At 71.8% G+C, this 24,487-nt stretch carries 21 protein-coding genes and 3 pseudogenes; 11 read left to right on the top strand and 13 right to left on the bottom strand.

Annotated elements, in window-relative coordinates; genetic code table 11:
- Positions 1-30 precede the first annotated feature (30 nt).
- From ACZ4D5_RS22140 to ACZ4D5_RS22130, 3 genes are all read right to left on the bottom strand, one after another.
- On the bottom strand, positions 31-1,257 hold the full coding sequence (locus tag ACZ4D5_RS22140; RefSeq protein WP_467774091.1) for a cytochrome P450: 1,227 nt from the start codon (positions 1,255-1,257) through the stop codon (positions 31-33).
- Between the two features lie 139 nt (positions 1,258-1,396).
- Complete coding sequence (locus tag ACZ4D5_RS22135) at positions 1,397-2,755, bottom strand: Fic family protein (RefSeq protein WP_467774090.1); 1,359 nt, start codon at positions 2,753-2,755, stop codon at positions 1,397-1,399.
- A 104-nt stretch (positions 2,756-2,859) separates the two neighbouring features.
- Positions 2,860-3,426, bottom strand: coding sequence for a TetR/AcrR family transcriptional regulator (locus tag ACZ4D5_RS22130; protein WP_467774089.1), 567 nt, complete (start codon positions 3,424-3,426; stop codon positions 2,860-2,862).
- Between the two features lie 115 nt (positions 3,427-3,541).
- Between ACZ4D5_RS22130 and ACZ4D5_RS22125 the strand changes: the two genes are divergently transcribed.
- Positions 3,542-4,465: an NmrA/HSCARG family protein gene (locus ACZ4D5_RS22125; protein ID WP_467774088.1), complete on the top strand. Its 924-nt coding sequence runs from the start codon at positions 3,542-3,544 to the stop codon at positions 4,463-4,465.
- A gap of 10 nt (positions 4,466-4,475) precedes the next feature.
- Here the strand turns inward: ACZ4D5_RS22125 and ACZ4D5_RS22120 are convergent, their stop codons facing one another.
- Entirely contained in the window at positions 4,476-4,829 is a 354-nt protein-coding gene (locus ACZ4D5_RS22120; protein WP_467774087.1) for a hypothetical protein, read from the bottom strand.
- A gap of 171 nt (positions 4,830-5,000) precedes the next feature.
- Here ACZ4D5_RS22120 and ACZ4D5_RS22115 point away from each other — a divergent pair, with 171 nt between their 5' ends.
- Positions 5,001-5,570 (top strand): DinB family protein, encoded by a 570-nt coding sequence (locus ACZ4D5_RS22115; RefSeq protein WP_467774086.1) that lies wholly within the window; start codon positions 5,001-5,003, stop codon positions 5,568-5,570.
- 92 nt (positions 5,571-5,662) lie between these two features.
- Here ACZ4D5_RS22115 and ACZ4D5_RS22110 read toward each other — a convergent pair whose 3' ends face one another.
- Positions 5,663-6,553: a GNAT family N-acetyltransferase gene (locus tag ACZ4D5_RS22110; RefSeq protein WP_467774085.1), complete on the bottom strand. Its 891-nt coding sequence runs from the start codon at positions 6,551-6,553 to the stop codon at positions 5,663-5,665.
- Between the two features lie 458 nt (positions 6,554-7,011).
- On the opposite strand from ACZ4D5_RS22110, the gene ACZ4D5_RS22105 reads away from it, so the two are divergent.
- Both ACZ4D5_RS22105 and ACZ4D5_RS22100 read left to right on the top strand, forming a co-directional pair.
- Positions 7,012-7,434 carry a cold-shock protein gene (locus ACZ4D5_RS22105; RefSeq protein WP_467774084.1) on the top strand — a complete coding sequence of 141 codons (423 nt, stop codon included), beginning with the start codon at positions 7,012-7,014 and terminating at the stop codon, positions 7,432-7,434.
- A gap of 377 nt (positions 7,435-7,811) precedes the next feature.
- Complete coding sequence (locus ACZ4D5_RS22100) at positions 7,812-8,525, top strand: DUF4097 family beta strand repeat-containing protein (RefSeq protein WP_467774083.1); 714 nt, start codon at positions 7,812-7,814, stop codon at positions 8,523-8,525.
- A 61-nt stretch (positions 8,526-8,586) separates the two neighbouring features.
- Here ACZ4D5_RS22100 and ACZ4D5_RS22095 read toward each other — a convergent pair.
- Both ACZ4D5_RS22095 and ACZ4D5_RS22090 read right to left on the bottom strand, forming a co-directional pair.
- Positions 8,587-9,403 (bottom strand): annotated as a pseudogene (locus ACZ4D5_RS22095) (IS5 family transposase).
- Between the two features lie 32 nt (positions 9,404-9,435).
- On the bottom strand, positions 9,436-10,080 hold the full coding sequence (locus tag ACZ4D5_RS22090; protein ID WP_467774082.1) for a LysE family translocator: 645 nt from the start codon (positions 10,078-10,080) through the stop codon (positions 9,436-9,438).
- Positions 10,081-10,377: 297 nt separating this feature from the next.
- On the opposite strand from ACZ4D5_RS22090, the gene ACZ4D5_RS22085 reads away from it, so the two are divergent.
- From ACZ4D5_RS22085 to ACZ4D5_RS22075, 3 genes are read left to right on the top strand one after another with little or no spacing between them, the layout of a single operon-like run.
- Positions 10,378-11,259, top strand: coding sequence for a GntR family transcriptional regulator (locus ACZ4D5_RS22085; protein WP_467774081.1), 882 nt, complete (start codon positions 10,378-10,380; stop codon positions 11,257-11,259).
- A complete protein-coding gene (locus ACZ4D5_RS22080) occupies positions 11,171-12,523 on the top strand; it encodes an MFS transporter (RefSeq protein ID WP_467774080.1) in 1,353 nt (450 codons plus the stop codon). Before ACZ4D5_RS22085 ends, ACZ4D5_RS22080 begins: the two co-directional genes overlap by 89 nt.
- A gap of 12 nt (positions 12,524-12,535) precedes the next feature.
- A complete protein-coding gene (locus tag ACZ4D5_RS22075) occupies positions 12,536-15,736 on the top strand; it encodes an AfsR/SARP family transcriptional regulator (RefSeq protein WP_467774079.1) in 3,201 nt (1,066 codons plus the stop codon).
- 154 nt (positions 15,737-15,890) lie between these two features.
- Here the strand turns inward: ACZ4D5_RS22075 and ACZ4D5_RS22070 are convergent, their stop codons facing one another.
- Entirely contained in the window at positions 15,891-16,463 is a 573-nt protein-coding gene (locus tag ACZ4D5_RS22070) for a dihydrofolate reductase family protein (protein WP_467774078.1), read from the bottom strand.
- Positions 16,464-16,673: 210 nt separating this feature from the next.
- On the opposite strand from ACZ4D5_RS22070, the gene ACZ4D5_RS22065 reads away from it, so the two are divergent.
- Positions 16,674-17,687, top strand: coding sequence for an alpha/beta hydrolase (locus ACZ4D5_RS22065; RefSeq protein ID WP_467774077.1), 1,014 nt, complete (start codon positions 16,674-16,676; stop codon positions 17,685-17,687).
- A gap of 55 nt (positions 17,688-17,742) precedes the next feature.
- On the opposite strand, the pseudogene ACZ4D5_RS22060 reads toward ACZ4D5_RS22065, so the two are convergent.
- Together ACZ4D5_RS22060 and ACZ4D5_RS22055 are read right to left on the bottom strand one after the other, a co-directional pair.
- A pseudogene (locus ACZ4D5_RS22060) lies at positions 17,743-18,180 on the bottom strand (cupin domain-containing protein); the annotation flags it as partial.
- Positions 18,181-18,321: 141 nt separating this feature from the next.
- On the bottom strand, positions 18,322-18,810 hold the full coding sequence (locus tag ACZ4D5_RS22055) for a class I SAM-dependent methyltransferase (protein ID WP_467774076.1): 489 nt from the start codon (positions 18,808-18,810) through the stop codon (positions 18,322-18,324).
- Positions 18,811-19,020: 210 nt separating this feature from the next.
- Between ACZ4D5_RS22055 and ACZ4D5_RS22050 the strand changes: the two genes are divergently transcribed.
- Complete coding sequence (locus ACZ4D5_RS22050) at positions 19,021-20,403, top strand: cytochrome P450 family protein (RefSeq protein WP_467774075.1); 1,383 nt, start codon at positions 19,021-19,023, stop codon at positions 20,401-20,403.
- Here ACZ4D5_RS22050 and ACZ4D5_RS22045 read toward each other — a convergent pair.
- Entirely contained in the window at positions 20,384-20,515 is a 132-nt protein-coding gene (locus ACZ4D5_RS22045; RefSeq protein ID WP_467774074.1) for a hypothetical protein, read from the bottom strand. The genes ACZ4D5_RS22050 and ACZ4D5_RS22045 overlap by 20 nt on opposite strands.
- A gap of 157 nt (positions 20,516-20,672) precedes the next feature.
- Between ACZ4D5_RS22045 and ACZ4D5_RS22040 the strand changes: the two genes are divergently transcribed.
- Entirely contained in the window at positions 20,673-21,623 is a 951-nt protein-coding gene (locus tag ACZ4D5_RS22040; RefSeq protein ID WP_467774073.1) for an aminoglycoside phosphotransferase family protein, read from the top strand.
- Here the strand turns inward: ACZ4D5_RS22040 and ACZ4D5_RS22035 are convergent.
- Positions 21,526-22,002 (bottom strand): LmrA/YxaF family transcription factor, encoded by a 477-nt coding sequence (locus tag ACZ4D5_RS22035; protein ID WP_467774072.1) that lies wholly within the window; start codon positions 22,000-22,002, stop codon positions 21,526-21,528. The genes ACZ4D5_RS22040 and ACZ4D5_RS22035 overlap by 98 nt on opposite strands.
- A 54-nt stretch (positions 22,003-22,056) precedes the next feature.
- On the opposite strand from ACZ4D5_RS22035, the pseudogene ACZ4D5_RS22030 reads away from it, so the two are divergent.
- Positions 22,057-22,490, top strand: a pseudogene (locus ACZ4D5_RS22030) (tautomerase family protein).
- 154 nt (positions 22,491-22,644) lie between these two features.
- On the opposite strand, the gene ACZ4D5_RS22025 reads toward ACZ4D5_RS22030, so the two are convergent.
- A complete protein-coding gene (locus tag ACZ4D5_RS22025) occupies positions 22,645-24,303 on the bottom strand; it encodes an ATP-binding cassette domain-containing protein (protein WP_467774071.1) in 1,659 nt (552 codons plus the stop codon).
- Between the last annotated feature and the right edge of the window lie 184 nt (positions 24,304-24,487).

The raw sequence follows: 24,487 nt of genomic DNA, 5'->3' as shown, positions 1-24,487 counted from the left end.
TGGTCCTGCCCTCGCGCTCGGCAGGCGGTGCTACTGAGCCGTCTGCGTCCATGTGACCGGCAGCTCATGGACGCCGTAGATGTTCATGTTGGTCTTGAGCCTCACCTCGTCGGCGGGAACGGCGAGTTCGAGGGTCGGGAAGCGACGCAGCAGTCCGTCGAAACCGGCCCGCATCTCGATGCGCGCCAACTGCTGGCCGAGACACTGGTGGACGCCATGACCGAAGGACAAGTGACCGCGGGCGGTGCGGTGGATGTCCAGGGTGTCGGGGTCGTCGAAGCGCTCCGGGTCGCGGTTGGCGGCCAGCAGCGAGGCGATGACGGTCGATCCCTTGGGGATGGTCTCGCCGCCGAGTTCGATGTCCTCCGTGGCGTAGCGGTAGAAGATGTCGGCGATGGACAGGTAGCGCAGGAGCTCCTCGACGGCGCCGGGCATCAGTTCAGGGGCGGCGCGCAGTTCGGCCAGCTGGCCGGGGTGCTCCAGGAGCGCGAAGGTGCCCAGCGCGAGCATGTTGGCGGTGGTCTCGTGGCCCGCGAGCAGCAACAGGAAGGCGGCGCCGGTCAGTTCCTCGACGGTGAGGTCGTCGTGGCGGGCCAGGTCGGACAGCAGGTCGTCGTCGGGTTCGGCGCGCTTGCGCGTGACCAGGTCGGCAAGGAACGTGGTCAGCCCCGAGAGCGCGGCCATCTTCTCCTCGAGCGTCACCTCCTTCTCCAGGAACTTGGCGGAGTTGACCTGGAAGTTCTCCCGGTCCGCGTAGGGGACGCCGAGCATTTCGCAGATCACCAGGGACGGCACCGGCAGCGCGAACTCCTTGACCAGGTCGACCGGCGGGGTGAGCTGCGCCAGCTCCTCCAACTGCCGCTCGACGACGTCGACGATGCGCTCTTCGAGCTGCTTCATGCGCTTCACGGTGAAGGCGCCGGTGAGGCGGCGCCGCAGCCGGGTGTGGTCCGGCGGGTCCATGGCGATGAACACGCCCGGCATCGTCGGGGACGGCTCGGTGGGAACGGGCATGCCGGGGGTCTCGTACGGCACGTGGACGATGCCGATGTCCTGGCGCGAACTGAACCGGGTGTCGGCCATGAGCCGGCGTACCGCTTCGTAACCGGTGACGAGCCAGCCCTCGTGTCCGTCGGGGAAGAGCAGGGGGCTGACGGGACGGGCCCCGCGCAGCTCGGTGATGCGGCGGGGCGGGGCGAAGGGGCCGGCGTCGCGCTCCATGGGCAGGCCGTGCGGGACGGAAACCGGTTGATCCATCGGAATGCCTTTCGTAGCGGTGGTCGCAGTCACGGTCGCCGACCGACCGGACATACGGCTGACACGGTGCTGACACCGGCCGTGCCGGAGACGCGCTCGGTGTCAGGGCCACGTGCGGCCAGGGGGCGGCGGCTCGCGGTCACGGAGAACCGCGTCGGGCGTCCGCGAGGGAGCCGTCGATGTGCCGGGCCAGGGTCAGCCCTTCCTGGGGGTCGTCGGCCCGGAAGCTGACGCGCCGGAGCAGGCCGACCCAGTCGAGCGCGACGCCCTCGCGGGCGAGGACGAAGACCAGCGTGAGGAAGGCGCAGCGGGCGTTGCCGTCGTCGAAGGGATGGAAGAAGCAGACGTCGAGACAGGCGCGTGCGGCACGCGCGGTCAGCGGGAGGGGGCGCCCGCCGTCCACCGAGCTCTCGGCCAGGCAGGCGTCGAGGCGGCGGCGGGTGGTCGGGGCGAGGCCGTAGCGCTCGCGGCCGCCTTTGGCGAAGGCGGGCAGGGTGCGGAACGGCGGCGCCTGCGCCGTGCCGAGCACATGCCGCTGCCAGCCGCCGAGCAGGGCGAAGTCGAGCGCGGCACCGCGCGCCGCGTCGGCGCGCAGCAGGTCAAGGGCGGCGAGCAGACCCTCGGCGCGGGCGGGGTCGATCGCGCCGTCGAAGGCGCGGAAGTCCTCCGCCACGGCGTCGCGCGCGGGAACCACCGGCCCGTCCGCGCCTCCGTACGGGGCTTCGTGCCACGGCACGGACTCGCGCACCGTGAGCCAGCGTTCGAGGTGGTCCGGTACGGAAGGGGCGGGCGGCGCGACGTCGTCCGGTCGCAGCGAGCGCGCGAGCCGCTCCGCGACGTCGTCGACCAGCACGATGTCGGGGCCGGTCCAGCTGCGGAACCGCCCGCCGACGGCCTCCTCGACCAACTCCTCGGCGACGCCGGACGCCACTCCCCAGCGGCTGAGGAACCAGGTGAGCACCTGATGGCAGTGGCCGTGCCAGCCGCTTCCGCAGCCGGTGCGGTCGGTCACCTGCAGGATCAGGTTGCGGGCCGTGCGCTCCCACAGGATCCGCTGGTCCTCGATGTCGGCCGGGTCCAGCGGGTACGCCTCGAACCACCCGGCGAGGGTCTCCAGCCAGCCGCGCCACTCGCACACCGCCGCGACGACCCGGGTGAGCGTCTCCTCAGGGGTGGTGATCGAGTCCCACGGGCAGCACCAGCTGCCGACCGGGCCGCCGTCGAAGTCCCCTTCGTCGTGCGCCCAGCGCCAGCCGACGACCCATCGGCCGTAGCGCTGGACGAGGGCGTGCGACATGGCGTCGGCCCAGTGCGTGGCCTCGCCCCGACTCCAGGCGCTCATCGCGGGGTCGGCGAGTGGGACGTCGGGTCGGGTCGGCACACGCTGGGCCGGTCCGAGCGAGCGCACCACCTGCCGCACCGTCGCGCTGTCGAAGGGATGACGGGCGGGGTCCACCTCGTCCCAGCTCAGACAGCCGGGGGCCAGCTCGAGAATCACCGCGCAAGCCTGCACGGGTACGTGACGTCCCTTCAACCGGATTATGAGGTCCCTTCAACCGGATTGTGGGGGGGCGCCTTTCTTGTCCGGCCGGCGGCCTGCGCTCAGCCGCGCGGGCTGAGCCCCGCCACCGTCAGCCGGAACAGCCGGTCCGCACGGGCGGCGGGGTCGGGATGGTGCTCCGTGGCCAGGGCGATGCCGACGATCAGCGTGATCAGGTCGGTGACCGTGACGCCTCGCGCCACCGCGCCGTCGCGCACGGCGCGGTCGAGCAGCGGCTTCGCCGCCTCCTCCAACGCCGCACCGCAGCCGTTCTCGTGCACCGGCTCGGACTCGGTGCCGTCGTAGGCCAGCGCGGCCGCGAGCCCTCGGGCGCGGACGCAGTAGTCGACGACGTCATTCAGCCATTCCAGGAGGGCCGCACGGCTGTCGCCCCGGCCGGACAGCTCGTGGGCGCGGCCGCACAGGGCCTCGATCCGCTTGTGCGCCACCGCCTCCAACAGGGCGCGGCGCGTGGGGAAGTGGCGGCGTACGGTGGCTGAGCCGACCCCCACGGTGCGGGCGATCTGTTCCAGTGACGCGGCGGCGCCGTGGACCGCGACCTCTGCCTCGGCCACGGCGAGAATCCGCGCGAAGTTGCGCCGGGCGTCGGCGCGTTGGCGCTCGGGCATGGCGTCCTCCAGCGTTGCTGAGTGGCGGGGCCCGCCGTATCGTATCGAAGCGGAAACGGCGAGGCCCGCCACTTATCCGGGGGAGCCGCGATCTCTCGAGCACCGGAGGAAAGGCATGTCCACAGAATCCGCGCCCGTCCTGGTCACCGGTGCCACCGGCAAACAGGGCGGCGCCACCGCCCGTGCCCTGCTCGCGCAGGGCGTTCCCGTCCGTGCCCTGGTGCGCGACCCGGCCACCGACCGCGCCAAGGCCGTCGAGGCGCTCGGCGTCGAACTGGTCACCGGCGACCTCCACGACCGCGACTCCGTAATCCGGGCCGCCGAGGGGGCGCGTGCCGTCTTCTCCGTGCAGATGCCCGGCATCACCGCGGAAGGCGTCGACTTCGAAGGGGAGTTGACCCAGGGGATCAACCTCGTCGAGGGCGCGAAGGCCGCCGGGGTGCCGCAGTTCGTGCACTCGTCGGTCAGCGGCGCGGGCCGGCACACCGAAGCTCCCGGCTGGGCCGAGGGACGCTGGGCCGCGATGGAGCCCTACTTCGCCGCCAAGTGCGGGATCGAGGACCGGGTCCGCGCGGCGGGCTTCCCGCACTGGACGCTGATCAAGCCCGGCTTCTTCATGGAGAACCTCCTCCCTTCGACGGGGGTCCTCTTCCCGCGCGGCATCGAGGGCGGTCTGGTGAGCGTCCTGAAACCGGGGACCCGGCTGACGCTGGTCGCGGTGGACGACATCGGCAGTGCCGCCGCCGCGGCCATCGCCGCGCCCGAGCGCTTCGACGGGGTCGAACTGGAGCTGGTGAGCGACCACTTGGCGATGACCGAAGTCGCGGAAGTGCTCTCCCGCGTTCTGGGTACGCCGCTGTCCGTGCCGGACATGACCGAGGAGGAGGCCCTGGCGGCCGGGATGCCGCCGATGGGCTCCTCGTACGAGTGGATGAACGTGGCCGAACAGCACGGGCGCCCGCAGCACGCGAGGGACCTCGGCATACCGCTGACCACCTTCGAGGCCTGGGCGCGGCGGTACATGCGGGCCGACGCCTGAGCGGTCGCCCCTAGCCGAACATCACGCTGTGCGGAACGGGCTCGGAAAAGCTCCGGCCGTCTCCGGGCAACAGCGTGCCCGCGGGCTCCTCGCAGCCCTGGTCGAAGTAGACGGTGGCGATGGTGTCCGTCTGGTTCGTGGCGCTGTCGGCGCCTTGCAGGAGGAGGCGGCACTCGCCGTCTGCGGGGTTGGTCATCTCCAGGTCCCCCGACTCGGGGGAGTGGTAGAAGAGCGTGCCGGTCGCGGCGTAGGCGGTGCTCGCGGGGAGGGCGGCGAAGACGGCGAGAGCGGCGCCGAGGGCCAGGGCAGCGCGGACGAGGCGCCGCGTCGGCGCCGTCGCCGTGGCCCGGGTGTGTGTGGTCATGAAGGCAACGGTTCCGCACCGGGGGCGGGTTGCCCAGGGGATATGCCGCGGGACGGCCGGGCAGTCAGAGTGGGCGTGACGAACGTGCGCCGCCCCTCACCTCCCCGCGCGCGGGCGGCGCCACCGTAAACCCGTTTCTCACGGGCGCCGTTGGTGTGCGAGGGTCGGCCGGTGACTGCGCCTCCACATGAATCCGCTCCACGGCACGCACGTGACCTGCTGCGCTGGCAGTTCGACCTGACCTGGTCGCTCTTCGAGTACCACGTGGAGCGCCTCGAACCCGACGACTTCCTGTGGGAGCCCGCCTCCGAGTGCTGGACGGTGCGCAGGTCCGCCGACGGGACGTGGGTGCCGGACTGGGCGGAGACCGAGCCCGATCCCGTTCCCGTGCCGACCATCGGCTGGCTGAGCTGGCACATCGGCTGGTGGTGGAGTGTGGCCACCGACCACGCCCACGGCAGAGCCCCTCGGGAGCGCGCCGACATCGTCTGGCCGGGAGCGGGCAAGCCGACCGTCGAGTGGCTGCGGGGCCTGCGTGAGGACTGGCTGGCGGCCCTGGAGCACGTCACCGACGCTCACTTGGACTCGACTGCGCCGTTCCCCTGGCAGAACGACCCCCGGCACACGGTCGCGCACATGGTGGCCTGGGTGAACGCGGAACTGATGAAGAACGTGGCGGAGATCGGCCAACTCCGCCTCCAGAGGGCGGCGGGCCACCCGAGATCGAGCTCGTGCATGTGACGCTGGGACGAGTCAAGTCGCTAAGGTCCGAGTCGAGTTGAGCTGGGTTCGGCTCAACTCGGCGGCGAGGACGTGTCAGTGGCGAGGACTGGTCAGAGGAAGTGCCCACTGGCCAGGTAAGGCGCCGGAACCGGCATGTCGCGCACGGCGATGTAGCCCTCCTGGCCGATGTCGAGGCGCGCGGCGAGGCCGACGTCGATCGCCCACTCGTTGGGGGCGGTGATGCAGTTGACCAAGGTGTTTCCCCGTGACGAGGCCAAGGCCTCCCACAGCAGCTTCCGGGCGGTCTCGGGGTGTGCGGCGGCCAGAAGAGACGCCTGTCCGTCGTTGTCGAGGTAGGCGTATCCCGGCCTCGCCCGGTCCCGGTGCACGACCAGTCGCAGCGTGTCGTGCATGTAGCCGTGGTCCGGACCGTGGCCCGCCACGCGCAGGTCCCGGTCCAGCCGGTCCATCCACTCGAAGTCGTCCGGCCGGCCTTCCTGGAGGCCGTCGACGACGGGGAGCGCGGACCGGTCCACGGTGCCGACCATCCGCATCTGCGGGTGGAGCGAGAAGCCCGCCAGCCGGTAGCGACGCGTGGCGCCGGGGTGGACGCTGGACGAGAAGATGCCGGGGCGCCCGTCGGCGTGTGCGAGCACGGCGTCCATCAGGTGCTTTCCGATGCCCTGGCCCCGATGGCCGGGCAGTACTCCGTACGTGGCGAGGTACCACAGGCCGCCGCGGTTCTGTGAGATGGCGAACCCCACTGCTCCGCCGCCCTCCGCATCCTCGTCGCACGCGACCCAGCAGCCTCCTGGGTCGACATTGAGGAAGAAGCGCATGCGCTCGATCCACTGCTTGGAGGCGGCTGCCGACCGCGGCTCGGGCTCCGGTTCGCTGACCCTCCTCGTGCTCTGGTCGGCCTCGAGGAACGTCACCGCGGAAGCCCGTTCCGCCGAAGCGAGATCGTCCTCGCGCATCGGCCTGATCTCAACGGAGTTCATCGCTTCAGCGTAGGGACCGGTCGGGGCGCGGCACATGTGGTTTTCCGGTGAGGGAGTGGCCAGGAGCGGCGGCCGGAAGCATCCGATGCGGCGGAACCCGCTCGATTCCGATCCGCCGATTCCGCCTGACGCGCCTGTGGGAGCCGGCGACGACGGCCCTGCTCGGGCGTCATCAAGGCGCTGCTGGCGGCGGACGAGGCCGACCGGCTCGCGCTCACCGTTCTCCCGGTCTTCCTCGGCGGCGGTCCGCGCCTCTTCGGCGACGGACTGCTCGCGGGTCGGTGGGCGCTCGTTCACCAATCCGCGGGTGAGCACGGCACGTTGTCGCTCGTGTACGACCGCGTGCGCTGAGCCCGGGGGCGGTGCGACTTCGCTCCCTGCGGCGTCGGCTGTGCGGAGGCTAGGATCCTCCGGAGGTCTTCGGGCAAGGGGCCCGAGCTGGGTTGGGGGTTGTTGTGATGGTTGCCGGTCGAGTGGTGCGGTTCGACAGCGCGCGGGGTTACGGGTTCATCGCTCCGGAGATCGGCGGCGATGACGTGTTCCTGCACGTGAACGACCTGCTGTTCCCCGAGGAGCAGGTGCGTCAGGGCCTGGCCGTGGAGTTCGAGATCGAGGAGGGTGACCGCGGTCCCAAGGCGTCGTCCGTCCAACTGGCCCTGGAGAGCGGCGGGAAGGGCCTCGCGGCGCCGGTGGCGTCCGCCTCGCCGAGGCCGGTCGTCGACAGCGACGCGATGTGCGACGTGCTCAGTGCCGACGAGTACCTCAGGGAGGTGACCGAGGTGCTGCTGCAGTCCGTGCCCTCGCTCACCGGCGAACAGATCCTGAGCGTGCGTGCGAGCCTCGCCCAGAGCGCCAAGCGCCACGGCTGGACCGAGGGCTGACGGACACCGCAGAGCCCAGGCCCCCACGGGCGGCCTGGGCTCTGCCATGGGGCGGGACCAGGCACCCTCCAGTAGACCGTGGTCATGCGTACGGCCCCTAGGGCGCGTTTCAAAAGTGGATCAAGCTCTGTAATGATCAGCGCATGGAGCGGGGAGGCTTGACGAACATGCAGCGGGCCGGGCTGGAGTGATTGCTGCCCGCTGCCGCCAGTCATCATTGCCAATCGCTTCCGGGGCGTCGAGGCCATGGGCCGGTTCCGGTACGCCGCGGCCCTTCGTCGGCGGCTTGCCTTGATGCCTGCAGGTACCCCTCGACCGGACGCCCCGAACGCTCCGTCTCGTCACAGCTTCCAGCACAACAAAGGAACACCCTGATCATGATTCCCGAGCCGCCTTCCGCTGGCACCCCGAGAGGTGCGAAGACGGCCGCGCTCTGTGTGGCCGCCGCGTTGTTGCTGACCGCGTGCTCCGTCACGCCGACCAAGACCGGCGAGGAGTCGTACGACATCAAGGAGAAGGTCACGTCGCTGCGTGTCGACGACTACGCCGGAGTCATCGAGGTTGTCGCGGGGACCGGCAACGCCGCCAAGGTCACCGAGGAGTACGAGTACAGCGATGGCAAACCGCGCATCGCGCACTCCGTCAACGACGGCGAGCTGCTCCTGAAGAGCCCCGGCTGCGGCGCCGGCGCCGACAAGTGCATCGTGCGGTACCGGGTGGAGGTGCCCGCGGCGACCGCCACGCACCTGACGGTCGGCGGCGGCGAGATCACCGTCCGCGGCCTGTCGGGCACCACCTACGCCAAGTCCGACGGCGGCACCGTGCAGGTCGAGGACTCCACTGCGAAGACCGTGACCGCTCTCGTGGACGGCGGCGATGCCAGCGCATCCTTCTCCGCGGTGCCCGACCAGGTGGAGGTGGCCTCAGGCGGCGGCGATGCCACCGCCCGCCTGCCCAAGGGCGCGTACGACGTGGACGCAACAACCGATGGGGGAGATCGCAAGGTCTCCGTGAAGACCAGCACGGGCTCCCCGCACAAGATCAAGGCACACACCGACGGCGGCGACGTCACCGTTGTGTCTGCCGAATGACCTCCCCACAGCCCTTGGTGGGGAAAGAACTTGTGGCTGAGGCATGTATCGAATGCGATGTTCACAGCCACTCGCTGACGGCGGCGACGAGGACGGTCGCCTCGTAGCGGACCGCGAGCTTGTCGTACCTCGTGGCCACGGCACGGTGCCTTTTGAGGCGATCAATGCCGCACTCGACCGCGCGCCGCGTCTTGTCGTCCTCCCGGTCGAACTTCGGCGGCCGACCACCGCGCGCGCCGAGTTTCCTGCGGTTGCGCACCTGATCAGCCTTGTCCGGGATGATGCAACGGATGCCACGGCGCCGCAGGTAGGCCCGATTCTTGCGGGAGGCGCACGCCTTGTCGGCCCGCACCCGGTCGGGCCGGACACGCGGTCTGCCCGGCCCCAGCCGAGGCACCCGGATGCGCCCCGGCACGAGTCGAACTGCGGACTGTCGCCCCGCTGCCCAGCCGTGATCACCAGCGGCATGGGCTTCTGACGCTGCTCAACGGCCAGGTGCAGCTTGGTGGTCAGGCCACCTCGCGAGCGTCCGAGCCCGTGATCGTCCGGCTCGGCGACGTGGCCGCCGGGCGGCTCCGTTTGAAGCTCCCCCTTTTCCGCGCCCCTGCGGCATGCTGGTGGGCGCGCACCACCGTGGAGTCGACGTTGATGTCCCAGGTGATCAGGTCCTTCGCATCCGCCCGGGCCTGGAGCTCGGTGAAGATCTGCTGCCAGGTTCCGTCCCGCTGTCAGCGGCGGAGAAGGTCGTACACCCGGGCCCACGACCCGTACCCGGCGGGCACATCTCGCCACGGGATACCTGTGCGGACCCGGAACCGTATGCCGTCGATCAGCTGCCGTCTGGCCCAGGTCGGCGGCCGACCTGGCTTCTTGCCCATTGGCAACAGCAGTTGTGCGTCCGTAACGCGCCCTAGTCGGCGCGGCCCGTCGCCGCCACCGTCACGCCCAAGCCGATCATCGCGAAGCCGCCCGCACCGCCGACCATCGACAGACGGCGGTCCGAGCGGGCGAACCAGGAACGCGCCGCCGAGGCACCCAGGCCCCAGAGCGTGTCCGTCACCATGCCGATGGTGACCGGGACGAGGCCCAACAGCATCATCTGCAGGGGGACATGGCCCGCCGAGTGGTCCACGAACTGCGGCAGGACCGCCGCGAAGAAGACGATGCCCTTGGGGTTGGTGACACCCACGAAGATCCCGTCGAGGATCGTGCGCAGATCGCCGCGCCGCTCACCCGCCGGGGCCTCGATGTCCGCCGCGCGCATGTCCCTGCGGTGCCGGAACGCCTGCACGCCCAGGTAGACGAGGTACACCGCTCCGGCCAGCTTCACGCCCATGAACACGGCCGCTGAACTCTCCACCAGCGCGCCGAGGCCCCACGCCACGGCGACCACCAGGAAGTACGAACCGACCAGGTTCCCGAGGACCGTCGCGAGGGCCGTGCGGCGGCCGTGCGCGAGGGCCCTGCCGATCACGAACAGCACGCTCGGGCCCGGAATCACGATCACCAGCAGCGACATCGCGGCGAAGGCGAGCACGCGATCTGTGGACACCATGTCCGGCACCTCCTGAGCTGCGTTCCAGGAGGTCATACAAACAGATGGCGGACCGCCGACTCCAGGTGCATCACGTACTGGTGTCACGGGGGTCCACCACGAGCCGATGTCTCGGGGGCCACCACGTGTCGATGTCACCGGGTTCCCCAGACGCCGATGCCACCGGCCGATCGCCGGAGGCTTCCCGGACGAGCACCGAGCGTATTGCTACTCCAGTAGCTTCCGGCCGGTGAAGTAGCTTGCCGATGCCGTCCGGGATCACCGGGCGCCGCACAGCGAGCGACGGGAGAGTCAGCCATGCCCCGAGAGGCGCCCTACCTTGCCGTGGCCGATGCGCTGCGTGCCCGGATTCTCGCGGGGGAGTGGGCCGTTGGGGAGCGGCTGCCGTCCCGGGCGCGGCTCGCCGAGGAGTACGGCGTCGGGCGCAACGTCATGCAGAGGGCCGTGGACGGGCTGATCATCAGCGGCCTCCTCGAAGGGCGCGCGGGCTCCGGCACCTATGTACGCATGCCGCGCGAGCGCCTCCGGATGGTTCGCTCCCGCCACCGTGATCGCCGGGGCGGGCTCCGCTCCGGCGACGGCTTGAAGGAGCGGGGCAGGGCAGGTGCCTGGGACGCGCACAGTCAGGTGCGCGTCCCCGCGCCCGACGCGATCGCCGAGCGGCTCGCCATCGGCCCCGGAGACCTCTGCGTCACCACGCACTACGAGTTCCTCGCCGACGGGCAGCCCGTCCAACTCTCCCGGTCCTGGGAGCCGATGGCCCTCACGGACGGGACGCCCGTCGTCCTGCCCGAGACGGGCCCCCTCGCGGGCAAGGGAGTGGTCGAGCGCATGCGCTCCATCGGCGTGGTCGTCGAGACCGTGCTGGAACTGCCGCGCCCGGCCCGTGCCACCCAGGAGCAGGCGAATCTGCTGGGGATCGCCGTCGGTGACCTGGTGCTCCAGATCGAGCGGATCATCTATGACACCGAAGGGCGCCCGGTGGAAACCGCGGACATCGTCATTCCTGACGTGCGCCGGGAAGTGGCGTACGAGTTCGGGGTCGACCTTTCCGAACCCAACCCTTCCGATCCGACAGCAGGAGAACTACATGCCGTCGTCCCCCTCCCGCCTCGGCCTCCTGCGCGACCCGGACTTCGCGCGCCTGTTCGCCGCCACCGCGCTCGGTCAGCTGGGTGACCGCATCATCTTCCTGGCGCTTCCCCTGGTCGCCCTGGTGGCCTTGGACGCCGGTGAGTTCCAGATCGGGCTGCTGACCTCGATGACCACGGCGGGCTCGCTCCTGGTGGGGCTGCCGGCCGGTGCCTGGGTGGACCGCATGCGCAAGCGCTCCGTCATGATCGGCGCCGATCTCGCAAGGGCACTCGTCCTGTTGACGGTGCCGGTGGCGTGGTGGGCAGACCTCCTGACCATGGGGTGGCTCTGCACGGTCGCGCTCGTCCACGGCGTGCTGACCGTGTTCTTCGACGTCGCGTACGTCAGTTTTCTGCCGCACTTGGTAGGCCGCGGAAAGCTGATGGAAGGCAACGCGAAACTCTCGGCCGTCCGCTCGGTGACCAGCATCAGTGGACCGGGGGTGGCAGGGCCGATGGTCGGCTGGGTGGGGGCTCCCGCGACGCTGCTCGCGAGTGCGTTCGGGATGGCCATGTCGGGCCTGCTCGCGATGGGGATCCGCGCACGCGAACCGAAGCCGGTGCGGGAGCAGAAACCGGGGCATGGGCTGGAGCTGGAGCTGGAGCTGGAGCTGGAGCAGGAACCGGGGCGGGAGCCGCACGAGCGTCCTCGACTGGGGCGCGACATCAAGGAGGGGCTGACGTTCGTCCTCGGCCAGCCCGCTCTGCGGGCCATCATGACGGGCGACGCGGTGTTCAACCTCTTCCTGATCATGTATCAGACGATGCTGTTGGTCTTCCTGGAGAGGGAGTTGGGCCTCCATTCCTTCGGTATCGGCCTCATCCTGTCGGGGATGGGCTGCGGTGCGCTGCTGGGCGCCTTGGTGGCGACGAGGGTGTCGGGACGGTTCGGGCAAGGCCCGGTCATCTGGATCGCGCCCCTTGTCACCTGTCCGCTCACCGTCCTGATGCCGTTGGCGCGACCGGGGTGGAGCGTGTACGTCGCCGCGACGGGACTCGCGGCCCTTTCTCTGGGCGGAGTCGTGCGCGTGGTGGCCCAGGCCAGCCTCCAACAGGCCCTCACGCCGGATCGGCTCCTGGGCCGGGTGAGCGCGACGGCCCGGTTCGTGTCCTGGGGCGGTATTCCTCTGGGCGGGCTCCTGGGCGGAGCGTCGGGCGCCGCTCTCGGACCGACCGCCACGCTGTGGGCCGGGGCGGCCGGCATGACGCTCAGCTTCCTCCCGACCTTCCTGTCACCGCTGCGCACCAGGCGCGCGATGCCGCTGTACGCGGGCGACTCCGCAGCCGAACGCCTGCCCGAACGGCCATGACAAAATCAGCGGGTGCAGATCGGGATCCTCGGCCCATTCGAAGCGCGTACGGACGACGGCGGTTCGGTCGACGTGCCCGGCGCGCGGCTGCGCGGACTGCTGACCGCCCTCGCGCTGAAGCCGGGGCAGGTGGTCCCGAGGGCGGCGCTCGTCGACTGGATCTGGGGGGAGCACCCGCCTGCCGACGCGACGAACGCCCTGCAACGCCTGGTGTCCCGGCTCCGCAAGGCACTGCCGGACGCGGTGGTCGAGGGGCAGAGGGACGGCTACCGGTTGTCGCTGGAGCCCGATGCCGTGGACGCCGTACGGTTCGAACGCCTCGTCACCGAAGGCCGGGCCCTCACCGAGGACGCCTCCCGGCGAGCACGGCTGCTGCGCGAGGCCCATGAGCTCTGGCGCGGCACGGCCCTGCAGGACGTCGGGCTGCGGGACAGCGCCGCGTTCGACGCAGCGGCCGTCCGGCTCGACGCGTTGCGCCTGACCGCCGTGGAGGAGCGGGCCGAAGCGGAGGTCGCCCTCGGGCACGGTGCGCGGATGGTCGCGGAGCTGACCGACCTGGTGGCCGCGCACCCGGTGCGGGAACGGCTCGTCGCCGCGCTGATGCGCGCCCTCGCCGCGGCCGGCCGCGACAGCGAGGCGCTGCTGGTGTACCAACGCGCGCGGGAGGCCCTGGCCGACGCGCTGGGCGTCGACCCCTCGCCGGAGCTTTCCGCGCTGCACGTCGCGCTGCTGCGGGGCGAGTCGGGGCGGCGGGCGGAGAGCCGCAGGACCAACCTGCGCGCCGAGCTGACCACGTTCGTCGGCAGGGACGCCGACGTCGCCGCGGTCCGCGACCTCATCGCCGAGCACCGGCTGACCACCGTGATCGGCCCGGGCGGCGCCGGGAAGACCAGGCTGGCCACGGAGACCGCGCGCACGCTGCTCGGCGACCTGCCGGACGGGGCCTGGCTGGTGGAGCTCGCCACGATCGGCACGGGCGGCGACGTGACCGACGTGGCGCAGGCGACGCTCGCCGGGATCGGACTGCGCGACTCCCTGCTGCTGGGCGGGGCCCCGCACGCGGAGCCGACCGACCGCCTCATCGCCGCGGTCCGCGAGCGGGAGGCACTGCTCGTCCTGGACAACTGCGAGCACGTGATCGAGTCCGTGGCGGTGTTCGCCCACCGGGTGCTCGGGGAGTGCGGGAGGCTGCGGATCCTGGCGACGAGCCGCGAACCGCTCGGCATCACCGGCGAAGCACTGTGGCCGGTCGAGCCGCTGGCCCTGCCGGAGAAGGGAGCGGGCGCCGACGGGATCGGGTCCGCACCGGCCGTCCGCCTGCTGCGGGACCGAGCGGGAGCGGTGCGCCGGGACCTCGCGGCCGACGGCCGCACCCTGGCGACGATGGAGCGCGTCTGCCGGGCCCTCGACGGAAGTCCGCTGGCGATCGAGCTGGCCGCCGCCCGGCTGCGCACCATGTCCGTCGACCAGCTCGCCCACCGGCTCGACGACCGGTTCCGCCTGCTGACCGGCGGCAGCCGCACCGCGCTGCCCCGGCACAGGACGCTGCGCGCGGCGGTCGACTGGAGCTGGGAGCTGCTCACCGACGCCGAGCGGACGGTCCTGCGCAGGCTCTCGGTGTTCTCCGGAGGCGCGAGCCTGGCAGCGGCCGAACAGGTCTGCGCGGACGCTGTGTTCGACGAGAAGCAGATGGTGGAGCGGGACCAGGTGCTCGACCTGCTCACCGCCCTCACCGAGAAGTCGCTGCTGCGCGCCGAGGGCGACGGCGCCCCGCGCTACCGCATGACCGGCACCATCGAGGAGTACGCCGGGCACCGGCTCGCCGATGCGGGGGAAACGGACCTGGCCCGCCGTGCGCACCTCGCCCACTTCACCGAGCTTGCCGAGACCGCGGAGCCGCACCTGCGCCGCGCCGACCAACTGCACTGGCTGGCCGCGCTCGGGGCCGAGCACGACAACATCGGCGCGGCGATGCGCGGCGCGCTCGCGGCGGGCGACGCCCAGGGGGCGATGCGCCTCGCGGCGGCCGCGGCCTGGTACTGGTGGCTGAGCGGGCACAGGAGCGAGGGTTTCGAGCTGCTCACCGCGGCCACCAGGACGCCGGGCGAGGTGACCGACGAGGTCAGGACCGGTGCGTACGCCCTGGTCGTGCTGTTCCTGAGCTCCGGGCGCGGCGACGAGCGCGATGCCGCGGAGTGGATCCACGAGGCGTACGCGTCCGGTCGGCGCGGCGAGCACCGCCACCCGCTGCTCGGACTCGTCGGCGCGCTGGACCGCATGGTGCGGGCGCCGGACGCGCTCCCGCAGGCCTGGGAGCCGCTGCTCGACGAAGAGGACCCGTGGGTACGCGCGTTGGCCCGGCTGCACCTGGGCAAGATGCGGATCGTGCTCGGCCTGGGCGGCCGGGAGGGGCGTGCGGCGGAGGCGCACCTGGAGACGGCGCTCGCCGAGTTCCGGGCGCTCGGCGAGCGGTACGGGACCTACTTCGCGCTCAGCGAGCTGGCGGACCGGGGCGCGGTGCGCGGTGAGTTCGCCGGGGCATGCGCGTACTACGAGCAGGCGATCGCGGTCGTCACCGAGCTCGGCGCCGTCGAGGACGTCATCCGGATGCGGGCACGCCAGGCGCAGTTGTCCTGGCTCCTGGGCGACGAGGACGCCACAGCGGCCGCCCTCGCCGAGGCCGAGCGGTGCGCGGAGCGAGTCACCTGGCCGGACGCGCTGGCCGAGCTGGCCCTCGCGAAGGCGGGACTCGCCCGGTGGCGCGGCGACATCGAGGAGGCGCGCGGGCAACTCGACGTGGCCAGAGACCTGTTGGGCGACGCCACGGACCAGGTCCGCGTGGTGACGCACGACTTGCTCGGCTACCTCGCCGAGGACCTGGGCGAGGCCCGGGCACACCGTGCGGCGGCCTGCGAGGCGGCGGCCGGCTCGGGACACATGCAGACGATCGCGCAGGTGCTCGTCGGGGTCGCGGACCTGGCACTGCGCCAAGGAGAGCACGAGCAGGCGGTACGGCTGCTCGCGGCGAGCACGGGTGTGCGCGGGCTGCCGGACCGCTCCCACCCGGACGCGACACGGATCGAGCGGGCGGCGCGGAAGCGCCTCGGCGACGCGAGGTTCGCCGAGGCGGAGCGGGAGGGGACGCGGACGGCCTGGTCCGAGCTGGCCGAGGCCACACTCGCTTCTCGACCGTCCTGGCGGATCGACTCTTGACCGTCATTGCGGATCGACCGCCTCGGCGGAGCCTGCCATGGGCCGGACACGAGCCCCGACGCAGGGCTGTCGGCGCCGTCTCCTGAAGTCGACTTCACGATCAGAAACAAGGAGCTGGGCGACTGAGCCGATGCCGGGTTCTGCTGGGCGGTCGTCAGCGGACGACGTCGAAGACCTGCTTCTGCAGGCCGTTGGCGTACACCTCGTGCTCGACGAGCCTCAGCTTCTGGGCGTCCTTGTCCGTGTCGCTGAACAGTCGCTTGCCCGCGCCGAGCAGCAGCGGGAACACGAGCAGGTGGTAGCGGTCGATCAGACCGGCGTCCGAGAGGCCGCGGTTGAGCGAGGCGCTGCCGTGGACGATGATCGGCCCTCCCTCGGTCTCCTTGAGGGCGGCGACGTCGCCCAGGGAGCGCAGGATCGTCGTCCTGCCCCAGTCCGAGACGAGATCGCCGTCGGTGAGGCTGGTGGAGACGACGTACTTGGGCATCTCCTTGTACTCGGCGAAGTCCTCCATGCCCGGCCAGACAGGACTGAACGCCTCGTAACTGACCCGGCCCATCATCATCGCCGTGGCCTCCCGCTGCTCCCGGCCCTTGATCTCGAACGCCTCCGGGAGGAAGTCGACGTGCTTGACGGTCCATCCGGAGTTCCGGTAACCGGGCTCGCCGCCGGGGGCCTCCACGACACCGTCGAGCGAGACGAAGGCGGTGCTGATCAACGTACGCATGCGGGAAACTCCTCGGGGTTCCGTCCGTCCGGTGATCACTACGATGCTCGGACCGCCCGCGGGTGGCAAGCGGCGTGACGCTACGATCATGGCCTCGCGGGCGACGAAGCGTGGCGGGCGAGGCCAACCGCTCGAACCGAGGCGGCGGGAGGGGCGGACGGCGGCTCTCCGTCCGGCACGGCAACTCTCCGTCCGACAGGGAGGATTGGCATGACGGTCCGTCGTACGCCGCCGGAGTCCGGCCATGGTCCGAAGGCGGCGCCCGCCTTCGACCCCGAACTGGCCGTCGCGCTGGAGGCCGTGAGCAAGGGGGCACGGGAGTCGATCACCCCGGAGAACCTCGCGGCGCGGCAGGCGCGCGATGCCACGTCCCGGCCCAGGCCGACCGCCGACGAGCTCCGCGCCGACGGCCGGTGCGAGGTGACGGAGCTCCACGTGCCGGGACCGCAGGGCGGACCGGACGTCACGCTCGTGAGCGCGCGGCCCTCCGGACTGACCGGACGGCCGCTGCCCCTGCTCTACTACATGCACGGCGGCGCCATGATCATGGGCAACGCGTGGTCCGTGCTGCCGCGGATCCTGAGCGAGTGGGTCCTCCCGCTCGAACTGGCCGTCATCTCCGTCGAGTACCGGCTGGCGCCCCACGCGCGGTACCCGGAGCCGTTGGAGGACTGCTACGCCGGGCTCGTCTGGGCTACCGCGCACGCCGCCGAACTGGACGTCGACGCGGACCGCGTCGTCATCGCAGGCAAGAGCGCGGGCGGCGGGCTCGCCGCCGCGCTCTGCCTGCTGGCCCGTGACCGCGGCGGGCCGGCGGCGCTGGGGCAGTTGCTGCTGAGCCCGATGCTCGACGACCGCAACGACACCTTCTCCGGCCATCAGATGACGGGCCGCGGCGTGTGGGACCTCACCTCCAACGCGACGGCCTGGCAAGCGCTGTTGGGCGACCGCCACGGCGCCGCCGACCTCCCGCCCTACGCGTCCCCCGCCCGCGCCACGGACTTGTCCGGGCTCCCGTCGACCTATGTCGACGTCGGGTCGGCCGAGATGTTCCGCGACGAGGGCGTGGCGTACGCGAACGCGATCTGGCAGGCGGGAGGCCAGGCCGAGCTGCATGTGTGGCCCGGCGCGTACCACGGCTTCGACGGCATGGCGCCGCGGGCGGCCCTCACGCGGGACGCCCGCGATGCCCGCACACGCTGGCTCCGGCGTCTCCTCGGCTGATCCGTGCGTCCCCGGCCTCTCTGCCGCTCTGTTCCCTCTGCCGCTCTGTTCCGTCCGCCGCTTGGAGCTGGTAGAGCTCGGGGACGGAGACCTTGATCGGCTCCTGCGTGGTGCGTGCGATGACGACGACCGCGGGCTCGACGGGGTCGGGGTTCTCTTCGCGGTGGGGGACGAACGGAGGGACGAGGAAGAAGTCGCCGGGTCCCGCCGCGACGCGCACCTCCCGCGTGCCGTCGTGGTAGACGAACACGGGGTGGCCGCTGACGACGTAGATCCCGGCCTCCGACGCGCCGTGGTGGTGATTGTCCGTCGAGCTCAGCGGCGGGTTCTCCACCATGCCCATCCAGAGCTTCTTCGAGCCGACCGTGCCGCCGCTGATGGCGGCGAATCCGTCCAACTCACCGGCCCGGACGTGGTGCACGCGGTTGTTCAGGGGCCCCTCGCCACCGGAGCGCGGAGCGTCGGCGGCCGTGGCGTCGTGATGCGTCGTCATGGTGGCTTCTCCTGTGGATCGTTGGCCTCTGGCTGATCACCAGACTGCAGCCCACGAACCTGATGCGGCAATTGAAGTTGCCGCATCAGCAAAACGCCCTTCGTTGACGCCCGACGCCCGACGCCCGACGCCCGACGGCCGTTAGGCGCGGCAACGCAGCACCGTCAGCGGGGGATCGGCCAGGGCGTCCGCCCAGAAGTCCGCACCGAACTTGCTCATGCCGGTCTCCGTCATCTCCAGCGGCGCCCAGGTCACCTCGCTGAACCCGGCCGCCCGCAGTGACTGTTCGTGGACCTCGCCGCGCGGGCAGGCGCCGATGAACGAGATCGGCGGGTCGAGCAGCGCGGTGATCCGGACGCGCGGCCCGGTCTCGATCTCCTCGCCGGTCGCCTCGCAGAGGAAGCCGTACTTGGCCAAGGGTGGCCCGTCGAAGCGGTATGCGGGCGTCTGGGCCAGCACGAAGAACTCGCCGCCGGGGTTCGGGCTCCGGTGTACGTTGCGGCACATCCGCTCCATGGCGGCGATGTCCGGCGCGTAGTTGAGCAGCTGCACTCCCAGGGCGATGTCGAAGCACCGCTCCAGAGGCCGCAGTTCGGCGACCATTTCATCGGAGATGTCGACGCCGAGCACCTCGGTGCGCTTCGTCTTGTTCTCGGCATCGGGGCGCCCGGCGACGCCGTCGATACCCCGCAGGTGTCCAGCGCGGCCGTAGTGCCGACCTACAAGGCTTCGCCGCAGGCCATGTAGCGGCCCACAGGGATCACCGCCGACGCTCCTGGCCGGTGATCCGTACGACACTCACGCGTGTGCGGCACCTCAACCCGCCCTAAAGTGAAGGGCATGAGCCTGGCCGCCGTGCCCCTGTTCCCTCTCGACCCCTCGGGGCAGGACCACCACGCAGAGGGCGCGCGGCTGCGGGCCGAGGGCCCCGTGGTCGCCGTGGCGCTGCCGGGTGGGGTCGCGGCGTGGCTGGTGACCCGGCAGGAGACCGGCCGTCAGGTGCTCGCGGATGTCCGTTTCGCGAAGGATCCTGCTCTGTGGGGTGCCTGGCGGCGCGGTGAGGTCCCCGTGGACTGGCCGCTGGCGCCGCTCGTGACCATGCGGAACATGACCACCGCGACGGGCGCCGACCACCGCCGTCTGCGCACCCCGCTGGCCCGCGCCTTCACCGCGCGCCGGGTGCGGGACCTGGCCCCCCGCGTCACCGCGCTGACCGATGAACTCCTGGACGAGATGGCGCAGTTGCCCGACCGAGCCGCCGGGGAGTCGGTGGACCTGAGGGCGTGCTTCGCCCATCCGTTGCCCATCCGGGTCATCTGCGAGCTGTTCGGCGTGCCCGCCGACCGGGTCCCGCGGGTCCGTGCGCTGTGCGCGGCGCTGTTCGGCACCGGCGCCTCGCCCGAGGAGGCCGCGGCCACGCACACGGCGCTGCGCGAGGCCCTCGCCGAGCTGATCGAGGAACGCCGCGCCCACCCGGGGGACGATCTGACGACGGCGCTGGTCGCCGCACGGAACGCGACGGAGACCGAGGCTCAGACCGGGACCGGGACGGAGACCGGGACCCAGGCCGAGAACGGGACGGGTGCGGGCGCGCAGCCGGGGCTGAGCGCGTCCGAACTGGTCGACACCCTGATGCTGATGCTCGTCGCGGGCCACGAGACGACCGTGAGCCTGCTGGTGAACGCGGTACGCGCACTGCTCACCCACCCCGCGCAGCTCGACCTGCTCCGCCAAGGACGCCACCCGTGGTCGGCGGCCGTCGAGGAGACCCTGCGCTGGGATCCACCGGTGGCCAATCTGCCGTTCCGCTACGCCCGCTGCGACCTCGACCTCGCGGGGTGCGCCGTACGCGAGGGCGAGCCGGTGCTGCTGGGATACACCGCGTTCGGGCGGGACGCGGAGCGGCACGGCCCGGATGCCGACGTGTTCGACCTCACCCGCGGTGGCGCCCGGCAGCACGTGACCTTCGGGCACGGCATCCATCACTGCCTGGGCGCGCCCCTGGCGCGGTTGGAGGCGACGATCGCCCTGCACGCGCTCTTCGCCCGCTTCCCGGGGCTGTCACTGGCACAGGCCGCTCCCGCACCGCTGCCGTCCCTGCTCTTCAACAGCGTGCGCAGCCTGCCGGTCGTGCCGGCGGAGGTGCGGCGGGACACACAGGGGCGGACCGGTGGGTCAGCGCGCGGCGGCAGTGACCGGCGTGTCAGTCCGCGGCGGCGCTGAAGGGCACGCGCCTGCGCTCACGGCACGCCTTGCAGAACTCCAGGCACACCCAGACGCCCACGGCGGCAACCGTGGCGAGGACAGCGACGCCCACGAGAAACGGGATGATCATGCGGTGAGCTTAACCTCCCCGCCGCGGGGGAGTTCCACCGGCCAGAGGCGGGGAGTGCCACCGACCAGAGGCGGGCGACGGGACGCGAACCCGGCGGGCACGCGCATGACACCTGCACACCTGCACACCCGCCCCGCGCGCATGCGACGATCTGGCCGTGACCGACTTCGTGACACCTCAGAACATCGCTCACCGCACCTCCGCCGCCGTGGACGCGGCTGTCGGCGCCGGGCGTGATCTCGGGCTGACCGTGACCGACGCCGAGGTGCTCCATGACCTGTTCTCCGTCGTGGTCCACCTCGCGCCCTCACCGGTCGTCGTACGCGTCCCCACCGTCCTTCCGCGTCACGCGGACCCCGATTTCCAGTCGCGCCGCCAGCGCACGGAACTGGACGTGACGCACTGGCTGGCGGGCCAGGGAACCCCCGTGATCCCGCCCAGCCCCCTCGTGCCGCGGGAACCCGTGCGGCGCGGCGGATTCTCGATGACGTTCTGGCAGTTCGCCGAGGAGGCCAGGGACAAGGAGCCCGACTACGCGGCGAACTCCGAGAGCACCGCCGACCTGCACGCCGCGATGCGCGCCTACCCGGGCCCGCTGACCTATCTGGACTCGGCCGAACCGCAGTTCATCGCGGAGAGCCTCGCTCTGCTCGAAAAGCGCCCCGACCTCGTCGACGCCGCCGACCTCGACCGGGCACGCCGCGAGTGGCAGGTCCTTGAGCCCCTCGTACGCTCACGCGCCGCATTCGAGGAAGCGTTCCCGGGCATCGACCTCCAGCCCGTCCACGGCGACTCACCGCCCGCGAACATCTTCCCCGGGGTGGCGGGCGACCTGTACGCCGACTTCGAGCTGGTCACCTTGGGGCCCGTCGAGTGGGACATGGCCGCTCTGGGACCCGACCTCGAAGCCGCCTACGACCGCGGCGCGCGGCGGAACGGCATGAGGCCGTTGAACAAGGACGTCCTCGGATTCGTGAACGCCGTCGGCATGCTCCGCATCGTCGCGGCCCTCACGCTCGTTCCCCAACTTCCGGTCCTGTCGGAGTACTTGAAGCCGTCCCTCGGCCAGTGGCAGACGATGCCGTTCGCGGGTGGCGTGGCCGACTGACGCCGACCGCCGGTGGCGTCAGCCTGTGACGGCGCCGGCGATCAGCGGCTCGAGCTGCGCGGCGACGTGGTCCAGCGGCTCGACGCTGCGCCGCCCGCTCCGACTCGGCGCCGTGCGCCCGCGGCGAGGCGGCCAGGAGGTCCTTCCACCCCTCGAAGACCTCGGCCGCGGCCTCCAGGGCGGGCGGGATCTCGCCCCGCGGGGGCTCTTCGATGGCCACGGCCAGGACGGGGCAGCCGGCGCGGAAGACGCAGTCGGCGATGAGCTCGCGCCACAGCGCGAGGAACGCGCGCAGCCCGGCGGCAGGTCCCGCCTCCAGTTCCCTCCGCAGGGCACGGGAGATCCACTCGCCCGTGTACCGGACGGCCTCCGTGGCCAACTGCTGCTTGCCCTCGGGGAAGTAGCGGTACGTCGAGCCGAGCGGAGCCTTGGCGTGCTTGGCACCGCCCCGGCCGGTTCCCTCACCGACCAGGGCCGCGCGACGATCCAACGCGACCTCGCCCAGGCACTGTTGGGCTGGGAGGGCGCGCCCGACACCGCCTTCCTCCGCGCCCTGGCGTGGAGTTACCTGACCGAGCTGCCCGAAGGGGGCCGGGTGACCGCGGAGGGCGACGAGCCCCGCTTCCTCGTGGACGTCACCGTGCCGCAGGGCGCCCTGTCCGACCGCCGCAAGGCCGGCCTCGTGGAGGAGGTGACCTCGACGGTCCTCAAGGCCGCCGGACTGCCCCAGGAGGAGGCGCTGCGCGTGTGGGTGCTGATCCACGAGCAGCAGGACGGCACCTGGGGCGCGGGCGGCTCCGTCGTCCGGTACGCCGCGACCTGGTCGCCCTGGCGCGGCAGGACAGGGAAAGTGGGTCCGACGCGTGAACTGACCTGTGTCGCAGTGCTCCCGGACAAGCGCCTCAAGCCGGTCTTCGTCCGTGACATCGCGGCGGCCCTCACCGAGCCGCCGCGATGTCGCTGATGTGCGCTTTCCCCGTGTGCGCTTTCCGCGTGCGCGCTCTCCCTGCGTGTGCTCTCCCTATACGCGCACGGTCGTCCGCCGCGAAGGCGCATCGAGATGCAGCTGTGGCCAGGAGCCGATGTCGCGCCGCAGCTGCCGGTCGTGTGTGGCCAGGACCACGGCTGCCGGGGTGGCGTGGAGCGCTTCGGTGAGTTCGTCGACCAGGGTGATCGACAGGTGGTTGGTCGGTTCGTCGAGGAGCAGGACGTGAGGACGGGCTGCCAGCGTCAACGCCAGCTCCAGACGACGCTGTTGGCCGAGGGACAGCTCGGCCACCGGCTTGTCGGCGTCACGCGAGGTGAGCAGCCCCAGCGCCCCGAGCCCGACCACGTCGCCCGCCGCGAGCACACCCGTGCTGACCAGGTGCGCCGTGTGCGCTTCGTAGAGCCTGCGGGCTCGTTGGCGCGTGGCGGTCGGCGATTCCTGGCCCAGGAGCCGCAGCCGCGTGTGGGGCGCCCGGTGTACCCGGCCTGTACGCGGAACCAGTCCTGCCGTGCCCGCGAGGACGGACAACAGGGTCGACTTTCCTGCCCCGTTGGGGCCGGTGACGGCCAGCCGGTCCCCGGAGCGCAGCGTCAGGCCGACCGGCTGGCACAGTCGGCCCTCCACGGTCACCTGATCCGCGTACAACAGGGTGACGCCTGGCCGGGCGGGAAGCGGCGGCAGGCTGAACCGCTGTGGTGGCACCGGTGCGGTGATCTTGTGCTGTTCCAGGTCGTCCTGGCGGCGGCGGACCGAGCGCACCAGCGCTCCGGCACGGGTGGCACGCTGATGCTTCCCGGTGCCCTTGGGGGGCCGCCACCCGGTGCTGAGGCGGTTCTGCGCCTCGGACAGGGCCTGCGTGAGGCGGGCGTGTTCGGTCTGCTGCTGCTCGAACTCGGCCTGCCAGCGGACCAGTTCGGCTGCACGGCCCGCGCGATAGCCGGCGTATCCGCCGCCGTGCACGGCGGGACGGCCGTCGCGCGTCGGGTCCAGGTCGAGCACCGTGGTGGCCACGTCCGCCAACAGGGCCCGGTCGTGGCTGACCACGACGGCGCCGCCGGGATGGTCGCGCAGACGGGCGGTGAGGAATTCGAGACCGGCGAGGTCGAGGTGGTTGGTGGGCTCGTCGAGAAGCAGGAAGTCGTACGCGCCTCCCAGCAGACAGGCCAGGCGGATGCGGTAACGCTGGCCCACGGAAAGGGTGTTGAGCGGGTGGGAGCGGTCGCTGACCGCGCCGAGACCCGCCAGCGCGACGTCGACGCGACGGTCGGCGTCCCAGGCGTCCAGCGCCTGCGCCACCTCCAGGGCATGGGCGTACGCCCGGTCCGCCCGGGGGCGGTCGTCGGCGAGTGCCTGCGCGGCGGAGTCGAGTGCGGCGAGGGCCGCGCGGGCCTCGGCGAGGTGTTCGTCGACGAAGTCGCCGACGGTCCGCGCGTCCTCGCCCGGCATCTCCTGCTCGGCCAGGGCGAGGGTGCCGGTGCGGTGCACGCTCCCGGCGTCCGGGGCGAGCGTGCCCGCGAGCACGTGCAGCAGCGTGGACTTGCCGCGCCCGTTCTCGCCGACGACGCCCCAGCGCGATCCGGGCGCGACCTTCATCTCGACGTCGTGGAGTACGGTGCGGCCCGCGCGCTCGACACGGATGCGGGCGCAGGTGAGCTGGGCGCGGGCGCGGGCAGGCAGGGTGAGGGCAGTCACGGTGTGTTCCTCCGGTGATTTCCGGGCTCCGGAAGAAGGCGCGCGTCAGCCCTGGCGCGACCCGAGGCCGCGGGAAGGGTGCGAGCGAGCCTTCGTCTGACGGCGGCCGGGCCCCGGTGAAGCAACACGGGGCGGGCCGCAGGGCGACGTGGCGGCTCCCGGCACCTCGCGCGTCAGGCGAGGG

This window comes from Streptomyces sp. NPDC025651 (assembly GCF_055558735.1).
Note: the sequence above shows the minus strand (reverse complement) of the source record. Positions and strands in the feature narration are given on the sequence as shown.

Bases quoted from the DNA above. Each gene is read 5' to 3' on its own strand.
- ACZ4D5_RS22090 (WP_467774082.1), bottom strand. From the start codon at position 10,080: ATGGTGTCCACAGATCGCGTGCTCGCCTTCGCCGCGATGTCGCTGCTG.
- ACZ4D5_RS22085 (WP_467774081.1), top strand. From the start codon at position 10,378: ATGCCCCGAGAGGCGCCCTACCTTGCCGTGGCCGATGCGCTGCGTGCC.
- ACZ4D5_RS22130 (WP_467774089.1), bottom strand. From the start codon at position 3,426: ATGCCCGAGCGCCAACGCGCCGACGCCCGGCGCAACTTCGCGCGGATT.
- ACZ4D5_RS22125 (WP_467774088.1), top strand. From the start codon at position 3,542: ATGTCCACAGAATCCGCGCCCGTCCTGGTCACCGGTGCCACCGGCAAA.
- ACZ4D5_RS22080 (WP_467774080.1), top strand. From the start codon at position 11,171: ATGCCGTCGTCCCCCTCCCGCCTCGGCCTCCTGCGCGACCCGGACTTC.
- ACZ4D5_RS22120 (WP_467774087.1), bottom strand. From the start codon at position 4,829: ATGACCACACACACCCGGGCCACGGCGACGGCGCCGACGCGGCGCCTC.
- ACZ4D5_RS22110 (WP_467774085.1), bottom strand. From the start codon at position 6,553: ATGAACTCCGTTGAGATCAGGCCGATGCGCGAGGACGATCTCGCTTCG.
- ACZ4D5_RS22050 (WP_467774075.1), top strand. From the start codon at position 19,021: ATGAGCCTGGCCGCCGTGCCCCTGTTCCCTCTCGACCCCTCGGGGCAG.
- ACZ4D5_RS22100 (WP_467774083.1), top strand. From the start codon at position 7,812: ATGATTCCCGAGCCGCCTTCCGCTGGCACCCCGAGAGGTGCGAAGACG.
- ACZ4D5_RS22105 (WP_467774084.1), top strand. From the start codon at position 7,012: ATGGTTGCCGGTCGAGTGGTGCGGTTCGACAGCGCGCGGGGTTACGGG.
- ACZ4D5_RS22045 (WP_467774074.1), bottom strand. From the start codon at position 20,515: ATGATCATCCCGTTTCTCGTGGGCGTCGCTGTCCTCGCCACGGTTGCC.
- ACZ4D5_RS22065 (WP_467774077.1), top strand. From the start codon at position 16,674: ATGACGGTCCGTCGTACGCCGCCGGAGTCCGGCCATGGTCCGAAGGCG.
- ACZ4D5_RS22070 (WP_467774078.1), bottom strand. From the start codon at position 16,463: ATGCGTACGTTGATCAGCACCGCCTTCGTCTCGCTCGACGGTGTCGTG.
- ACZ4D5_RS22140 (WP_467774091.1), bottom strand. From the start codon at position 1,257: ATGGATCAACCGGTTTCCGTCCCGCACGGCCTGCCCATGGAGCGCGAC.